Origin of the sequence: Brevundimonas sp. 374, from assembly GCF_900102995.1 — a bacterium.
Lineage (GTDB): Bacteria > Pseudomonadota > Alphaproteobacteria > Caulobacterales > Caulobacteraceae > Brevundimonas > Brevundimonas vesicularis_C.
In genome coordinates this window covers 231590-245676 of the sequence record NZ_FNKT01000002.1, presented here as the reverse complement: position 1 = coordinate 245676, position 14087 = coordinate 231590, and the positions used below count along the sequence as shown (strand labels likewise).

18 protein-coding genes are annotated in these 14087 nt (G+C 66.7%); 11 read left to right on the top strand and 7 right to left on the bottom strand.

The window, feature by feature from the left end; all coding sequences use genetic code 11:
* Positions 1 to 36: 36 nt before the first annotated feature.
* Entirely contained in the window at positions 37 to 747 is a 711-nt protein-coding gene (locus tag BLR19_RS08595) for an NAD-dependent deacylase (RefSeq protein ID WP_091749708.1), read from the bottom strand.
* Positions 748 to 810: 63 nt separating this feature from the next.
* On the opposite strand from BLR19_RS08595, the gene BLR19_RS08590 reads away from it, so the two are divergent.
* The 7 genes from BLR19_RS08590 to BLR19_RS08560 all read left to right on the top strand — a co-directional run bounded on the left by BLR19_RS08590 (position 811) and on the right by BLR19_RS08560 (position 6158).
* A complete protein-coding gene (locus tag BLR19_RS08590) occupies positions 811 to 1917 on the top strand; it encodes an S-(hydroxymethyl)glutathione dehydrogenase/class III alcohol dehydrogenase (protein WP_091749705.1) in 1107 nt (368 codons plus the stop codon).
* A gap of 61 nt (positions 1918 to 1978) precedes the next feature.
* Positions 1979 to 2365, top strand: a complete 387-nt coding sequence (locus BLR19_RS08585) for a VOC family protein (RefSeq protein ID WP_091749702.1) — start codon at positions 1979 to 1981, stop codon at positions 2363 to 2365.
* Positions 2366 to 3199 carry an S-formylglutathione hydrolase gene (gene fghA, locus BLR19_RS08580; protein ID WP_091749699.1) on the top strand — a complete coding sequence of 278 codons (834 nt, stop codon included), beginning with the start codon at positions 2366 to 2368 and terminating at the stop codon, positions 3197 to 3199.
* 7 nt (positions 3200 to 3206) lie between these two features.
* Positions 3207 to 4166: a DUF4350 domain-containing protein gene (locus BLR19_RS08575; protein ID WP_091749696.1), complete on the top strand. Its 960-nt coding sequence runs from the start codon at positions 3207 to 3209 to the stop codon at positions 4164 to 4166.
* A gap of 15 nt (positions 4167 to 4181) precedes the next feature.
* Positions 4182 to 4406: a hypothetical protein gene (locus BLR19_RS08570; protein ID WP_039244260.1), complete on the top strand. Its 225-nt coding sequence runs from the start codon at positions 4182 to 4184 to the stop codon at positions 4404 to 4406.
* 107 nt (positions 4407 to 4513) lie between these two features.
* Positions 4514 to 5125: a superoxide dismutase gene (locus tag BLR19_RS08565; RefSeq protein ID WP_017504687.1), complete on the top strand. Its 612-nt coding sequence runs from the start codon at positions 4514 to 4516 to the stop codon at positions 5123 to 5125.
* Between the two features lie 94 nt (positions 5126 to 5219).
* Positions 5220 to 6158: an MBL fold metallo-hydrolase gene (locus tag BLR19_RS08560; protein ID WP_091749693.1), complete on the top strand. Its 939-nt coding sequence runs from the start codon at positions 5220 to 5222 to the stop codon at positions 6156 to 6158.
* Here the strand turns inward: BLR19_RS08560 and BLR19_RS08555 are convergent.
* Positions 6155 to 6376, bottom strand: a complete 222-nt coding sequence (locus BLR19_RS08555) for a hypothetical protein (RefSeq protein ID WP_091749690.1) — start codon at positions 6374 to 6376, stop codon at positions 6155 to 6157. The genes BLR19_RS08560 and BLR19_RS08555 overlap by 4 nt on opposite strands.
* 250 nt (positions 6377 to 6626) lie before the next feature.
* Between BLR19_RS08555 and rpsD the strand changes: the two genes are divergently transcribed.
* The 3 genes from rpsD to BLR19_RS08540 all read left to right on the top strand — a co-directional run bounded on the left by rpsD (position 6627) and on the right by BLR19_RS08540 (position 10245).
* Entirely contained in the window at positions 6627 to 7244 is a 618-nt protein-coding gene (gene rpsD, locus BLR19_RS08550; protein ID WP_017504690.1) for a 30S ribosomal protein S4, read from the top strand.
* A gap of 173 nt (positions 7245 to 7417) precedes the next feature.
* The gene (locus tag BLR19_RS08545) at positions 7418 to 7798 is read left to right on the top strand and encodes a hypothetical protein (protein ID WP_082064339.1); all 381 of its coding nucleotides are present in this window, start codon (positions 7418 to 7420) and stop codon (positions 7796 to 7798) included.
* 95 nt (positions 7799 to 7893) lie between these two features.
* Positions 7894 to 10245 (top strand): bifunctional diguanylate cyclase/phosphodiesterase, encoded by a 2352-nt coding sequence (locus tag BLR19_RS08540; RefSeq protein ID WP_091749687.1) that lies wholly within the window; start codon positions 7894 to 7896, stop codon positions 10243 to 10245.
* On the opposite strand, the gene BLR19_RS08535 is transcribed toward BLR19_RS08540, so the two are convergent.
* Entirely contained in the window at positions 10246 to 11358 is a 1113-nt protein-coding gene (locus BLR19_RS08535) for an NADH:flavin oxidoreductase/NADH oxidase (RefSeq protein ID WP_091749684.1), read from the bottom strand.
* Between the two features lie 282 nt (positions 11359 to 11640).
* On the opposite strand from BLR19_RS08535, the gene BLR19_RS08530 reads away from it, so the two are divergent.
* Positions 11641 to 12051 (top strand): hypothetical protein, encoded by a 411-nt coding sequence (locus BLR19_RS08530; RefSeq protein WP_055752903.1) that lies wholly within the window; start codon positions 11641 to 11643, stop codon positions 12049 to 12051.
* Here the strand turns inward: BLR19_RS08530 and BLR19_RS08525 are convergent.
* The 4 genes from BLR19_RS08525 to BLR19_RS08510 form a co-directional block, all read right to left on the bottom strand.
* Complete coding sequence (locus BLR19_RS08525) at positions 12035 to 12475, bottom strand: acyl-CoA thioesterase (RefSeq protein WP_091749681.1); 441 nt, start codon at positions 12473 to 12475, stop codon at positions 12035 to 12037. The two genes, BLR19_RS08530 and BLR19_RS08525, sit on opposite strands and share 17 nt — an antisense overlap.
* Entirely contained in the window at positions 12475 to 12828 is a 354-nt protein-coding gene (gene grxD, locus BLR19_RS08520; RefSeq protein ID WP_091749678.1) for a Grx4 family monothiol glutaredoxin, read from the bottom strand. Before grxD ends, BLR19_RS08525 begins: the two co-directional genes overlap by 1 nt.
* A gap of 91 nt (positions 12829 to 12919) precedes the next feature.
* Complete coding sequence (locus BLR19_RS08515) at positions 12920 to 13822, bottom strand: aldo-keto reductase family protein (protein WP_039244268.1); 903 nt, start codon at positions 13820 to 13822, stop codon at positions 12920 to 12922.
* Between the two features lie 5 nt (positions 13823 to 13827).
* Positions 13828 to 14070 (bottom strand): BolA family protein, encoded by a 243-nt coding sequence (locus tag BLR19_RS08510; protein ID WP_055752906.1) that lies wholly within the window; start codon positions 14068 to 14070, stop codon positions 13828 to 13830.
* Positions 14071 to 14087: the final 17 nt, after the last annotated feature.

Below are 14087 nucleotides of genomic sequence, written 5' to 3'. Positions count from 1 at the left end.
CGGCGGCCGCCTTCGCAGCGGCCGCCGTTTTCGTCTCTACAGCGTGTCGAAGAAGGCCGGCACGGCCTGCGTCGCCGGCCCGTAAACGCCTTCGTCGAACAGGCGCGCCCCCGACGTGGGCTCCAGGTTGATCTCGACCGTCCGCGCCCCGGCATATCGCGCCGCCTGCACGAACCCCGCTGCCGGATAGACCGCGCCCGACGTGCCGATGGACACGAACAGGTCGCACCGCTCCAGCGCCCGCTCGATCCGCTCCATCTGAAGCGGCATCTCCCCGAACCAGACGATGTGCGGCCGCATGACGCCTTCGGGATGATGCGGCGAGGCCTGATCCGCCGCCATGTCGCCGGCCCAGTCCATCACCACGCCCGACCGGGTGCAGCGGCCCTTCAGCAGTTCGCCGTGCATATGGATCAGCTCGAACCCGGCGGCGGGCGGCGTCTCTCCATGCGCCCGGTCGTGCAGATCGTCGACGTTCTGCGTCACCAGCAGGAAGTCGCCCCGCCACCGCGCCGCCAGGTCCGCCAGCGCCCTGTGCGCCGCATTGGGCTGGACCTCGGCCAACTGCCGCCGCCGCTGATTGTAGAAGTCCTGCACCAGCGCCGGATCTGCGGCATAGCCCTCCGGCGTCGCCACATCCTCCACCCGATGCCCGCACCACAGCCCGTCCGACGCCCGAAACGTCGGCACGCCGCTCTCGGCCGATATGCCGGCCCCGGTCAGGACGACGAGGTTTGTGTGTGACATGACGGCTTCATACCATCCTGCGCCTGCCCTAGAAGAGAAGGGAATCGTTAAGGAGCCCCCGCCATGAAAACCCGCGCCGCCGTCGCTTTCGAGGCCAAACGTCCGTTGGAGATTGTCGAGGTCGATCTGGAGGGACCGCGCGCCGGCGAGGTGCTGATCGAGATAAAGGCCACCGGCATCTGCCACACCGACGCCTATACGCTGGACGGGCTGGACTCCGAGGGCGTCTTCCCCTCGATCCTGGGCCACGAGGGCGCGGGCGTGGTAGTCGAGGTGGGGCCGGGCGTGACCTCGGTCGCGGTCGGCGATCACGTCATCCCGCTGTACACGCCGGAATGCCGCCAGTGTAAGTCGTGCCTGTCGCGCAAGACCAATCTTTGCACGGCCATTCGCGGCACCCAGGGCAAGGGCGTCATGCCCGACGGCACCAGCCGCTTCAGCTACAAGGGTCAGGCCATCGCCCACTATATGGGCTGCTCCACCTTCTCCAACTACACCGTCCTGCCCGAGATCGCGGTGGCCAAGATCCGCAAGGACGCCCCCTTCGACAAGGCCTGCTACGTCGGCTGCGGCGTGACCACCGGCGTCGGCGCCGTGGTCAACACGGCCAAGGTCGAGCCGGGCGCCAACTGCGTCGTGTTCGGCCTGGGCGGCATCGGGCTGAACGTCATCCAGGGGCTGAAGATGGTCGGCGCCGACATGATCGTCGGCGTGGACATCAATGGCGACAAGGAAGAATGGGGCCGCCGCTTCGGCATGACCCATTTCGTCAATCCCAAGGACGTGTCGGACGTGGTGGCCCATCTGGTCCAGTTGACCGATGGCGGCGCGGACTACACCTTCGACTGCACCGGCAACACCGTCGTCATGCGTCAGGCGCTGGAGGCCTGCCACCGCGGCTGGGGCGAGAGCGTCGTCATCGGCGTCGCCGAATCTGGCAAGGAGATCGCCACCCGCCCGTTCCAGTTGGTGACCGGCCGCGTCTGGCGCGGTTCGGCCTTCGGCGGTGCGCGCGGCCGTACCGACACGCCCAAGATCGTCGACTGGTACATGGACGGCAAGATCGAGATCGACCCGATGATCACCCACACCTTCGCCCTGGACGACATCAACAAGGCTTTCGACCTGATGCACGAGGGCAAGAGCATCCGCTCGGTCGTGGTGTTCTGACGCCTTGCGCGCCGCCGGGTTCGTTGTTTAAGAAAACGGACTGAAAGAGGGAGGTCTGACCATGTTCACTCACGTCACCGTCGGCGCCAACGACATCGAGGCGTCGCGCCGGTTCTATGACGCCGCGCTCGGCGCCCTGGGCACCGAGCCGGGCCAAGGGCCGGACCCCAAGGGGCGCTACTGGTGGCGCACCCGCATGGGCGCCTTTGCGATCGGCGCGCCGATCGACGGCGAGCCGGCCTGCCACGCCAACGGCGGCACCATTGGTTTTCACGCCAAGACGTCCGAGATGGTCCAGGCCTTCCACGACGCCGGCGTCGCGGCCGGCGGTCGCGCCATCGAGGACCCGCCCGGCGAACGTAAGGGCCCCTTCGGCCCCATGATCCTAGCCTATTTGCGCGACCCTTCGGGCAACAAGATCTGCGCTATGCATCGAAAGACCGACTGAGTGGAAACCATCAAGACCCACGCCGTCCACGGCGGAACCCTGCGCTATCTGAAGCACGACAGCACAGCGACCGGCACGCCGATGACGCTGTCGGTCTTCACGCCGGCGGGCGAGGGGCCTTTCCCGGTGCTGATCTGGCTGTCGGGCCTGACCTGCACCGAGGATAACTTCACCACCAAGGCTGGGGCCTACCAGGCCGCCGCCGAACACGGCGTCATCGTCGTGGCGCCTGACACCAGCCCGCGCGGAGAAGGCGTCGCCGACGATCCCGCCTATGACCTGGGTCAGGGCGCGGGCTTCTATCTGGATGCGACGCAGGCGCCCTGGGCGCCGCATTTCCGCATGGAGACCTATGTCACCGAGGAACTGATCGCCCTGATCGACGCCGAGTTTGCGACAACGGGCGTCCGCTCGATCAGCGGCCATTCGATGGGCGGCCACGGCGCCCTGACCCTGGCGCTGAACCACCCCGACCTGTTCCGTTCGGTCTCGGCCTTTGCGCCGATCTCCTCGCCCACCCGGTGCGCCTGGGGCGAAAAGGCCTTCACCGCCTATCTGGGTGAAGACCGGGCGACGTGGGACCGCCACGACGCTGCAAAGCTGATCGCAGCCGGCGCGGCGAAGGGCGTCTTCGATGACATCCTGATCGACCAAGGCGACGCCGACAGCTTCCTGATCGATCAGCTGAAGCCGGAACTTCTCAAAGCCGCCGCCGACGCCGCCGGCCAGAAGCTCACCTTGCGGATACAGCCCGGCTACGACCACTCCTACTTCTTCATGGCCAGCTTCATCGCCGACCACATCGCCTTCCATGCCGAACGCTTGAAGGTCTAGGCGCCAGATGGGACGCCGGGGTTGGATCGCTTTCGTAGTCCTGCTGCTGGCGGGCTCAGCCTTGGCGCAAGAGCAGGTCGGCGATCTGGATTGGCGGCCAAAGGTGGTCTCGCCGGCCTATGCGATGGTTGGTCCTGTCGTGCTTGTCGATCAGGGCCACGGCAGCGAACAGACGATCGAAGGTCGCTATGCCGGCTTCGCCGCGCTGGTGCGGGCCGACGGCTATCGGATCGAAGCCACCCGGGAGCGGCTCGATGCGCCCGGCGCGCTTAATGGCGTGGCGGTGTTGGTCATCGCCAATCCGGCGCGACCGGCGGACGGCTCGCGCGCCTCGGCTTTTGACGACGCCGAGATCGAGGCGATCCGCCGATGGGTGGAGCAGGGCGGGGCGTTGCTTCTTGCCGCCGATCACGCGCCCCATGGTTCCGCTGCCGAAGCCCTGGCTGCCAAGTTCGGGGTGACGATGGGGACGGGTTATGCCTTCCAGCCCGTGGGCGACGACGTTACGGCCAATCTGGTCTTTCCGCGCCCGGCGCTTGCGGATCATCCGATCATCGAGGGCCGCGACCAAAGCGAGCGCTTGACGGTCGTCAAGAGCTTCACGGGGCAGTCGCTGTCGGGGCCGGCAGACGCAACCGTATTGCTGGCGATGAGCGCAGATGCGCGAGAGGCTCCCGATCTCGAAGCCTTGCAAGCGATCCGGACGCGGCTTCGGGCCGGTCAGGATCCAGCCGTCGTCCTTGCCGAGTTGTCGCGGCCCGCCTTACCCGCCCAAGGTCTGGCTTTGCGCCTTGGCGCAGGGCGGGTGGTCGTGCTGGGAGAGGCGGGGATGCTCACGGCTCAGATCGTGCGTTTTCCCGACCAGCCGGATCGCGAGCCTGTCCGCATGGGGCTGAATACGACTGGTCATGACGATCAGCAGTTCGTCCTGAACCTGATGCACTGGCTGTCGCGTCTGCTCCCCTGATGCTAAGGGGCCGGGATGAGCGCTTCTGATCCCTACGAACCGATGTTTTCCGCCCTGTGCCGCGAAGTGGGCTATTGCCTGCACGCCAAGGGGCAGAAGCGGGTGATCGAGGCCCTGCCCAAGGGGCTGGACGCCGCCGTGCGCGCCGTCTTTGCGGCCGAGGGCGTGGACGAGCCCAATGCGCCGGGCGATGTGAAGCGCGCCGTTCGCGATTGCCTGAAGGCGAACTTGCCAGCTTGACCGTTACGGGTCGATAAGTCGGAACAAATCCAGGCGCTGTCGCTTGGGTTTCATGAACGGGCGCCTAGATGAGGCGCATCGGAAACTTGTCGCGAGAGGAACCTCCCATGGCCTTCACCCTGCCCCCGCTGCCCTACGCCTATGACGCGCTGGAGCCGGCCATCGACAAGGAGACGATGACCTTCCACCACGACAAGCACCATCAGACCTATGTCGACAATCTGAACAAGGCCGTCGACGCCGACGAAAACCTGAAGGGCAAGTCGCTGGAGGAAATCTTCACCAGCATCTCCACCGCGCCCAAGGCCGTGCGCAACAACGGCGGCGGCCACTGGAACCACAGCCTGTTCTGGGAACTGCTCGCCCCGGCCGATCAGGCGGGTGAGCCCTCGGCCGAGCTGAAGGCCGCCATCGACGCCGATCTGGGCGGCATGGACAAGTTCAAGGAAGACTTCAACGCCGCCGGCGCCGCGCAGTTTGGTTCGGGCTGGGCCTGGCTGATCGTGCAGAACGGCAAGCTGAAGATCACCTCGACCCCGAACCAGGACAATCCTCTGATGGACGTCGTGGACGAGCGCGGCGAGGTCATTCTGGGCGCCGACGTGTGGGAGCACGCCTACTATCTGAAATATCAGAACCGCCGCGCCGACTATCTGAAGTCGTTCTGGACGGTGGTGAACTGGAATAAGGTCAACGAACTCTACGCCGCCGCCAAATAAGGCCGGTTCAGCCCAGAGATCTAGAGAAGACGACGCCCGCCGGAACCTCCGGCGGGCGTTTTCGATTGCGTCATCGCAAACGGAGATCGAAGCGATGCGGATGATGATGACGGGGGCTGCTTTCGCGGCTCTGATGCTGGCGGCCTGTAACCCCAACGCGAACGCGCAGAAGCCCGGCGACCCCGCGCCGCCCAACCCCACCCAGACCGTCGCCGCGCCGGCCGAGAAGCCGGTCTATCGCTTCAAGATCGGCGCGCTGGACGCCATCGCCCTGTTCGACGGCGAGAACCCGGTCAAGAACGACAACCAGACCTTCGGCGTCGGCCTGACGCCGCAGGCGGTCGCCGCGCCGCTGACCGCCGCCGGACAGCCGGCCGATCCGATCATGCTGGAAATCCATCCGCTTCTGGTCAGGAACGGCGCCCGCACGATGCTGTTCGACACGGGCCTGGGCGAGGGCAAGGGCCAGCTGATGGACAGCCTGCAAAAGGCGGGCGTCGATCCGGCCTCGATCACCGACGTGCTGATCTCGCACGGCCACCCGGACCATGTGGGCGGCCTGATCCGCAATGGCGGCCTGGCCTTCCCCAATGCGGTGATCCGGATGTCACAGGCGGAATGGGCGTCCATCCGCGCCAATCCCGAACTGGCCGATCTGGTGCGGATCATCACGCCCAAGGTCCAGGCTTTCGAGCCGGGCGGCGAGGTCGCACCGGGCGTCCAATCCCAGGACACGGCCGGCCATACGCCGGGCCACGTCGCCTATCTGATCGCCGACGGCCAGAACCAGCTGCTCTACACCGGCGACCTGATGCATCACTGGATTCTCTCGGTCGAACATCCGGACTGGAAGGTCGGCTATGACGACGATCAGGCGGCAGGTCTGAAGGCGCGGCTGGACGAGGTGACGGCGCTGCGCAACTCCGGCGCCCACATCTACGCCTATCACTTCCCCTTCCCGGGCCTGGGCAAGGTGGCGACCCGCGAAGGCCGCGCCATGTTCATCTCAGAAGCGCAGTCTGCGAAGGACTAGATGCGAAGGTCCACGCCGTGCCGGGTGCGCGCGTTCATGCGCTCGGCATGGTGCTGGCGGACCATGCGGCGCTGGCGCAGCATTTCGTGGATGCCGTCGGCGAGATCCAGCAGTTGGTGGTCGCTCAAAGGCTCGACCAGATCGACCAGCTGCGTCTTCAGCGTCTGCATGGCCTCGTCGGACAGGCCGGTCTGAAAGCTGTTGGGTTCGGTCTCCATTCCACTCCTCCTTGTCCTCATGCGTGGTTCGGTTGCATGGATGGAAGGGCGGGGCGACGGGATCGTTCCATGCCATCGTGCTTAACGGGCCGCCGTGCTTGACTCCGCCGCCCTCGCTGGCCATAAGCGCCGCCTTCCACGGGTCCGCTTCGGCGGGGCCGGGATGAATGACGGAAGATGCGTGGACCGCCGTTGAGATCGCATTCCCAATCCAGGGGATGCCGGGCCGTATCGTCGAAAAGAGAATAAAATGTCCAAGCGCCACAGCGCCAAGTACAAGATCGACCGGGCCATGGGTGAGAACCTGTGGGGCCGCTCCAAGTCGCCGGTCAACAAGCGTTCTTACGGTCCCGGCCAGCACGGCCAGCGTCGCAAGTCCAAGGTTTCGGACTTCGGTCTGCAACTGAAGGCCAAGCAGAAGCTGAAGGGCTACTACGGCAACATCACCGAGAAGCAGTTCGCCAAGACCTATGACGAGGCCGCCCGTCGCAAGGGCAACACCTCGGAAAACCTGATCGGTCTGCTGGAATCGCGCCTGGACGCCATCGTCTACCGCGCCAAGTTCGTCCCGACCGTCTGGGCCGCCCGCCAGTTCGTCAGCCACGGCCACGTCCTGGTCAACGGCAAGAAGGTCGACATCGCCTCCTACCGCGTGAAGCCGGAAGACGTCGTCACCGTGAAGGAAAAGTCGCGCAACATGGCTCTGGTGCTCGAAGCCCAGCAGTCGTCGGAACGCGACGTGCCGGATTACCTGGAACTGTCGGACCGCTCGTTCTCGGTTCGCTATGTCCGCGTGCCGGAACTGTCGGATGTGCCGTACGCCGTGAAGATGGAACCGAACCTGGTCGTCGAATACTACGCTTCGTAAGCGGAGTTTTCTTCAGAGCGGCTATCGGCCTTCGGCCTACTTGAGCCGCTTCTGGATTTGAGTTTGGAGGGCCTCGGATTCGTCCGGGGCCTTTCGTTTTTATCCTGTTCCCTCCAGGGGCGAACAGGCGCATTCTCGGCCGGTTCAGGCTTTGAGGCAGGGGAGGTCGTCAGTTGCGCGACTCCATCATGAAACGCTTGGCTTTGATCGCCGCCGCATCGGCGGGCCTGGCCGCCTGCGCCAGCCGCGGCGAGCCCACCGTCTCCACCGCGGGCATGCCCGGCGCGCTGGAGCCGATCCATGCCGCCACCTTCACCAAGGATCAGGCCGTCTTCTGGGTCAGTTCGAACGGCTGCACGGCCAAGGAAGACCTGATCCCGATCGTCAGCCTGCAGGGCGGCAGCGCCGTCATCACCCTGCGCCGCATCGACGAGGACAAGTGCAAGCAGGACCTGGTCCAAGGCGTCGAGCTGAAGTGGTCGTTCGAGGAACTGGGCCTGACGCCCGGCTCGCCCGTCAGCGTCAACAACCCCTATCAGATGCCCCGCTCCTGAAAACGGCCGTAGCGTTTCGTTAAGCCTGTTCGAGCGCGTCTGATTAAGCAACGTCCGCTACGACGACAGACCGTCCCCCCAAGGTCTGTAGCTTCATGCGCTTTCTCACCTGCCTGACCGACGACCATAATCTCTGGCTCGTCGCGTTGGCCGCCGGCCTGTGCCTGATCGGTTCGATCATCACCTTCCGCCTGTATCGCCGGCTGCGCGCCGCCGAAGAGGGCACGCGTCTGGCCTGGGCCTTCATGGGCGCGGTGGCGACGGGGGCGACGATCTGGTGCACCCATTTCGTGGCGATGATCGCCTATGAGCCCGGCGTCACCATCAGCTACGGCCCCGTGTTGACCGGCCTGTCCCTGGGCGTCGCCATCGCCGGCAGCGCGCTGGCGCTTTGGGTGGCCTCGCGCCGGATGCCGGCCTCGGCCGAGATCGGCGGCGTACTGTTCGGACTGACCGTGGTGGCGATGCACTATACCGGCATGGCGGCCTTTGCGACCGACGCCGTCATCCACTGGTCGGCCCCCTATGTCGCCGCCTCCGTGGCGGGGGCGGTCGTCCTCGGCGCCCTGGCGTTCAATCGCGCCCGGCAGTCCGGCAAGGTCGTCCCGGTCGTGCTGATGGTCCTGGGCATCGTGGCCCTGCACTTCACCGGCATGGCCGCCATGACGATCGTGCCGGTCGGCGCGCTGGTCGATATGGGCGCTGTCGGATCGACCAATCTGGTCCTGGCCTTCGCCGTTTCCGCCGTCGGATTGATGATGCTGGGCACCGGCGTCGCCAGCCACGCCCTGGACGTCCAGTCCCGGCTTCAGGCCAAGGCGCGCCTGGATCACCTGATCGAGGGCAGCGTCGATGGCATGGTGGTCGAACAGGACGGCGTCATCCTGGCCGCCAACGCCGCCTTCGCCGATCTGGCGGGCGTGGCCCACCACGCCCTGATCGGCGAACCGCTGTCGCGCTGGATCGCCGGCGTCGCCGATCTGGCGGTCAACGGCCTGAGCCAGTCCAAACTGGTCGCCGAAGGCGGGGCGGACATCCCCGTCGAGATCGCCGTGCGCCGCGACTGCGGCCGCGACCATATCCTGATCTACGCCGTGCGCGATCTGCGCATGCGTCAGGCGCAGGAGCGTCGCATCGCCCATCTGGCGCGCAACGACGGCCTGACCGGCCTGCCCAACCGCTCGTCCTTCCTGGAATGGCTGACGCGCCAGACCGCCGACCTGACCGTTCCGAACAAGGTGGCCCTCTTGGCCATGGACCTGGACCGGTTCAAGGAAGTCAACGACGTTCACGGCCATGCCGCCGGCGACCAGCTTCTGATCCAGATCGCCGAACGGATGCGCGCCTGCCTGCGCCACGACGAGTTCATCGCCCGCCTGGGCGGGGACGAGTTCGTCGCCGTCGTGCCGATCCGGCAAAAGGACGACGCCCTGGATCTGGTCGCGCGCCTGCGCGACGCCGTCACCGCCCCGGTCGTGCTGGACCATGCCGAGGTCGCCTGCGGCCTCAGCACCGGCATCGCGATCTGGCCCGACGACGCCCACGACCCGTCGGCCCTGATCAATGACGCAGACCTGGCCATGTACCGCGCCAAGGCCTCGCTGGGGACCGACGTCTGCTTCTACGAGGAGGAGATGGACGAGGCGGTGCGCAATCGCCGTCGCATGGCCCAGCAGATGCGCGAGGCTCTGGATCAGGGCCAGTTCAGCCTGAACTGGCAGCTGCAGGCCGCCGTCGATACCGGCGACATCACCGGCTATGAGGTGCTTCTGCGCTGGATCCAACCGGACGGGACCTTCATCTCGCCGGCCGACTTCATCCCTTTGGCCGAAGAGAACGGTCTGATCCTGCCGATCGGCGAATGGGTGTTGCGCACCGCCTGCGCCGAGGCCGCCAGCTGGACCGAACCGCACAAGATCGCCGTCAACCTGTCGCCGGTTCAGCTGGGCCACGTCGACCTGCCGCGCCTGGTGCATCAGGTCTTGGTCGAGACCGGACTGTCGCCGTCGCGGCTGGAGCTGGAGATCACCGAGACGGCCATGATCACCGACATGGAGCGCACGACCCACGTCCTGCGTCAGTTGAAGCTGCTGGGCGTCTCCATCGCCATGGATGACTTCGGCACCGGCTATTCGTCGCTATCGACCCTGCGCGCCTTCCCGTTCGACAAGATCAAGCTGGATCGCTCCTTCATGTCCGAACTCGACGGCGGACCTCAGTCGGCCGCCATCATTCGCGCCGTCCTGGCCCTGGGCGAGAGCCTGCACATCCCCGTGTTGGCTGAGGGCGTCGAGACGCTGGAGCAGTTGGCCTTCCTGCGTGACCAGGGCTGCGACGAGGTCCAGGGCTATCTGCTCGGCCGCCCCCAGAAGACGGCCGAGGCGGAAGTCCAGGCGGCCGCACGGGTCTTGTGGGCCGTCGATCCTTCGATGGAAAAGGCCGCCTGATCAGGCGGGAGTGTTGGCGCGATCATAGGCGGGCCAAACGCCCTTGGCGGCGCCGCGATACTGGACCGGCAGGCCTTCATCCTCACCCAGGGCGACAGCCGCATGGTGCGCCCAGTGCGGATCGTCCAGCGCCGCGCGTGCGATGGCGATGAAGTCGGCCTGACCGGACGCCACGATGTCCTCGGCCTGCTGCGGATCGAAGATCATGCCCACGGCCATCACATTGGCCTGAGGCGTCGCCGCCTTCACGGCCTGGGCGAACCGCAGTTGATAGCCCGGCTCGCCGCCCGGAATCTTCGCCTGCGCGACGTTCCCGCCCGACGTCAGGTGCAGATAGTCGTAGCCCATGTCGTGCAGCGCCTGACCAAGGGCCGTAACCTCGTCCAGGGCGATGCCGCCCTCGACCCAGTCCGAGCCGTTGAAGCGTACGCCAAGCGCCTTGGTCCGGGGCCAGGCGTCGCGCAGAGCCTGGGCGACCCGCAGCGGGAAGCGCGCCCGGTTCTCATACGATCCGCCGAACTCGTCGGTGCGGTGGTTGGACACCGGCGACAGGAACTGGGTCAGCAAATAGCCGTGGGCGGCGTGCAGTTCGACCAGATCGAATCCGGCGCGGTCCGCCCGCCGCGCCGCGTCCTCGAAGGCGGCGACGACGCGATCCATGTCGGCCTGGGTCATGGCGGTTGGCGTGTGCCAGTCATCTTTGAACGGTTCGGCCGAGGCGCTGAAGGTGTCCCACGCGCCGTCTTCGGCCTTCAGGGCGCCGCCGCCCTTCCACGGCGCGCTGGTCGAGGCCTTGCGCCCGGCGTGGGCCAGCTGGATGCCGATCGGGGTGTCGCTGTAGGTGCGGATGTCGCGGATGATCCGGGCGAAGGCCTCTTCCTGGACGTCGTTCCACAGGCCGGTGTCGTCCGGCGTGATCCGTCCCGCCGCCTCGACCCCCGTCGCCTCGACGATGACCAGTCCCGCGCCGGAGATCGCCAGTCGTCCCAGATGCTGCACGTGCCAGGGCTGGGGCACGCCGTCGATGGCCGAATACTGGCACATCGGCGCGATGGCGACGCGGTTCTTCAGCGTCAGGGGGCCGACGGCGCGGGGCGAGAACAGCTGGCTCATGAAGGACGATCCGTGGGGCAGGAGAGGGGGGACTGTAGCTATGGCGGTTGCGGTCACGTTCAACCCCGATCCTTTCCGATTGTTCACCCAGCTTTCCGATTATTCACGTGTGCGCGCGCGGCCCACGCGGCACAAAAGGGTCAAGCTTCAACTGGGGAACACACCAATGCTTCGTCTCGCTCTCGCCATCGCCATCGCCGCCCCGCTGCTGTCAGGCTGCATCATCGTCTCGACCGAAAAGCCGACCACGCGCGTCATCACCGCGCCGGCCTCGGGCCAGTGATGCGCAGCCTGGTCAAGGGCCCGATGATCAAGGGCCAGATGATCAAGGGTCTGGCGGTCGCGGCCCTGGTCGCGCCGCTGCTGTCGGCCTGCGTCATCTATGACAGCGACGCGGGCGAAAACGTCTCGGTGAACCTGCGCCGCGACGACGCCCCGCCGGCCGAGGCCATCCGCGAAGCCCGGTTCGCCGACGGCGCCCTGGTCGCGCGCGTCGATTCGAACGGCTGCACCCAGGCGTCGGATTTCGAAGTGTCGGTGTCGGACGGCTCGCCGGCCGAGATCACGCTTCGCCGCACCAAGCAGGACCTGTGCAAGGCCCTGGTCCCGGACGGCGTCGAGCTGCGCTGGACCTATGCCGACCTGGGCTTGGAGCCCGGCACGCCGGCCCGCATCCTCAATGCGCTGAAGTAGGCGTCTCGAACACGACCAGCATGTCTGGCGGAATGCGCTGCGGTCTCAGGGTCGCAGCGTCCACCAGCACCCATTCGGTGACGCCCTGGGCGCAGACGCGGCCCTGGGCGTCCTCGATGCGGACATAGCGGGTGAAGCGCGGTCCCTGCGGATCGCCGACCCAGGTGCGGGCGACCACGCCCTCTGCGCCCGGCTCGATGCCGCGCAGATAATCGATCTCATGCCGGGTCGCGACCCACGACCATTTCGCCCGCGTCGCCTCCTCGAAGCGCGCATTCCAGTGGGCCGTGCCCGCATCCTGCAGCCAGCCGACATAGACGACGTTGTTGACGTGGCCGTTGGCGTCGATGTGCTCGGGCCGCACGTCCAGCGGCACGACGAAGACCTCGCGGTCCTCGCGCGGCGTGAGGGTCTTCCTGGCCATCAGGCCTCGCCGAGCGGCACGCCCTTCTCGGCCATCAAGGCCTGAAGTTCGCCGGCCTGGAACATCTCGCGGATAATGTCCGATCCGCCCACGAACTCGCCCTTCACATAGAGCTGCGGAATGGTCGGCCAGTCGGTGAAGCTCTTGATGCCTTCGCGCAGGGCTTCGTCCTGCAGCACGTCCACGCCCACGAAGCCGGCGCCGACATGATCCAGGATTTGCACCGCCAGGGACGAGAAGCCGCAGCGCGGCTGGTCCGGCGTGCCCTTCATGAACAAAACCACGTCGTTCTGGGCGACGGTTTCGCCGATGAAGGCGTGGACGGGATCGGCGGCTTGGGCGGTGTCGGTCACGGATAAGGGCCTTTCGTGAAGCCCGTCAGCTAGGGAGCCGAACGGGCGCGGTCAAGGCGTCCGCGACGTTCTGCACAGCCGCTGGGGCTGGTCAGGCCGCCTGATTGGCCACGACGCGCGCCATCTCGATCTGCGCGGCCAGGCCCGGCGGCATGTCCCGCTCGGGCGCGGCGGCCAGTGTCGCCAGCCGATCGGTGTCGGTCGGATTGACGATCACGCTGGATACCGACGGGTCGGTCAGCACGTAGGACAGGCAGATCGCCTCGGCCGTCCAGTTCTGGGTGCGGTACAGGAAGCCGAAGGCGTCCTTCTTGGGCGTATCGACGGGGCGCTTGTCCTTGCCGAAGCCGAACAGCCCCTTTTTGAAGATCGGCGCATCAGGCGCCCGCGCGCGCCGGTCGGCGTAGAAATCATAGGCGAAGACCGCCATGTCCTGCTCGCGCGCCGAACGGATGCGGTTTCGGATCTTCCAGTCGGCGTTGATGTCGAACGGCGTCAGCAGGGCGTCGAACGCCCCCGTCGACACATAGGCGTCCATCACGTCGCCGCCGCCGGCGATGCCCAAAAGCTTGATCCGTCCGGTGGCGCGCATCGCCTTCAACGCGCTGAGCGACGATTGCGCCAGTTCGGTCTCGCCCGGCTCGTGCAGCACCGCCACGTCGATCCACCCCAGGCCCGAGAAGTGCAGCACCCGATCGATGGCCGCCGTCATCCCCTGGGCCGAGAAGTCGCGCTGCTGGTCGCGACCGTCGCCGGCGCCCAGCGTCAAGCTGACATAGACCAGCTTGCGATCCACATGCGACAGGGCCTCGCCCAGCACCTCGGCCGCCACCGGATCGGCGGTCTCCAGCCGATAGCTGTTCACCCCGGCCTCCAGCGCCGAATACAGCAGGTCCAGCCCGGCCTCGCGACCGCGCTTCAGCACGTCGGCGCCGAAACTCAGCGTCAGGTTGGAAATTGCGGAGCCTGAGACGCCGAAGGGGCGATAGCGCATGGCCGTCAGCCCTCCTTGGCCGGCGCGGAGGTCTCCAGCGCCAGGGCGTGCAGTTCGCCGCCCATCTGACCCTTCAGCGCCGCATAGACCATCTGGTGCTGACGCACGCGTGGCAGGCCGGCGAAGGCGCTCGACACGATCCGCGCGCGATAGTGGTCGCCGTCGCCCGCCAGATCCTCGATCTCGATCTCGGCGTCGGCGAAGGCTTCGACCAGATGCTGGCGCAGCGTTTCCACGGACATGGGCATGGCGGGCACTCACACTT

Excerpts from the sequence above, each read along its gene's own strand:
- BLR19_RS08595 (WP_091749708.1), bottom strand. The coding sequence starts at position 747 with ATGTCACACACAAACCTCGTCGTCCTGACCGGGGCCGGCATATCGGCC.
- BLR19_RS08590 (WP_091749705.1), top strand. The coding sequence starts at position 811 with ATGAAAACCCGCGCCGCCGTCGCTTTCGAGGCCAAACGTCCGTTGGAG.
- BLR19_RS08585 (WP_091749702.1), top strand. The coding sequence starts at position 1,979 with ATGTTCACTCACGTCACCGTCGGCGCCAACGACATCGAGGCGTCGCGC.
- BLR19_RS08575 (WP_091749696.1), top strand. The coding sequence starts at position 3,207 with ATGGGACGCCGGGGTTGGATCGCTTTCGTAGTCCTGCTGCTGGCGGGC.
- BLR19_RS08570 (WP_039244260.1), top strand. The coding sequence starts at position 4,182 with ATGAGCGCTTCTGATCCCTACGAACCGATGTTTTCCGCCCTGTGCCGC.
- BLR19_RS08565 (WP_017504687.1), top strand. The coding sequence starts at position 4,514 with ATGGCCTTCACCCTGCCCCCGCTGCCCTACGCCTATGACGCGCTGGAG.
- BLR19_RS08560 (WP_091749693.1), top strand. The coding sequence starts at position 5,220 with ATGCGGATGATGATGACGGGGGCTGCTTTCGCGGCTCTGATGCTGGCG.
- BLR19_RS08555 (WP_091749690.1), bottom strand. The coding sequence starts at position 6,376 with ATGGAGACCGAACCCAACAGCTTTCAGACCGGCCTGTCCGACGAGGCC.
- rpsD (WP_017504690.1), top strand. The coding sequence starts at position 6,627 with ATGTCCAAGCGCCACAGCGCCAAGTACAAGATCGACCGGGCCATGGGT.
- BLR19_RS08540 (WP_091749687.1), top strand. The coding sequence starts at position 7,894 with ATGCGCTTTCTCACCTGCCTGACCGACGACCATAATCTCTGGCTCGTC.
- BLR19_RS08535 (WP_091749684.1), bottom strand. The coding sequence starts at position 11,358 with ATGAGCCAGCTGTTCTCGCCCCGCGCCGTCGGCCCCCTGACGCTGAAG.
- BLR19_RS08530 (WP_055752903.1), top strand. The coding sequence starts at position 11,641 with ATGCGCAGCCTGGTCAAGGGCCCGATGATCAAGGGCCAGATGATCAAG.
- BLR19_RS08525 (WP_091749681.1), bottom strand. The coding sequence starts at position 12,475 with ATGGCCAGGAAGACCCTCACGCCGCGCGAGGACCGCGAGGTCTTCGTC.
- BLR19_RS08515 (WP_039244268.1), bottom strand. The coding sequence starts at position 13,822 with ATGCGCTATCGCCCCTTCGGCGTCTCAGGCTCCGCAATTTCCAACCTG.
- BLR19_RS08510 (WP_055752906.1), bottom strand. The coding sequence starts at position 14,070 with ATGCCCATGTCCGTGGAAACGCTGCGCCAGCATCTGGTCGAAGCCTTC.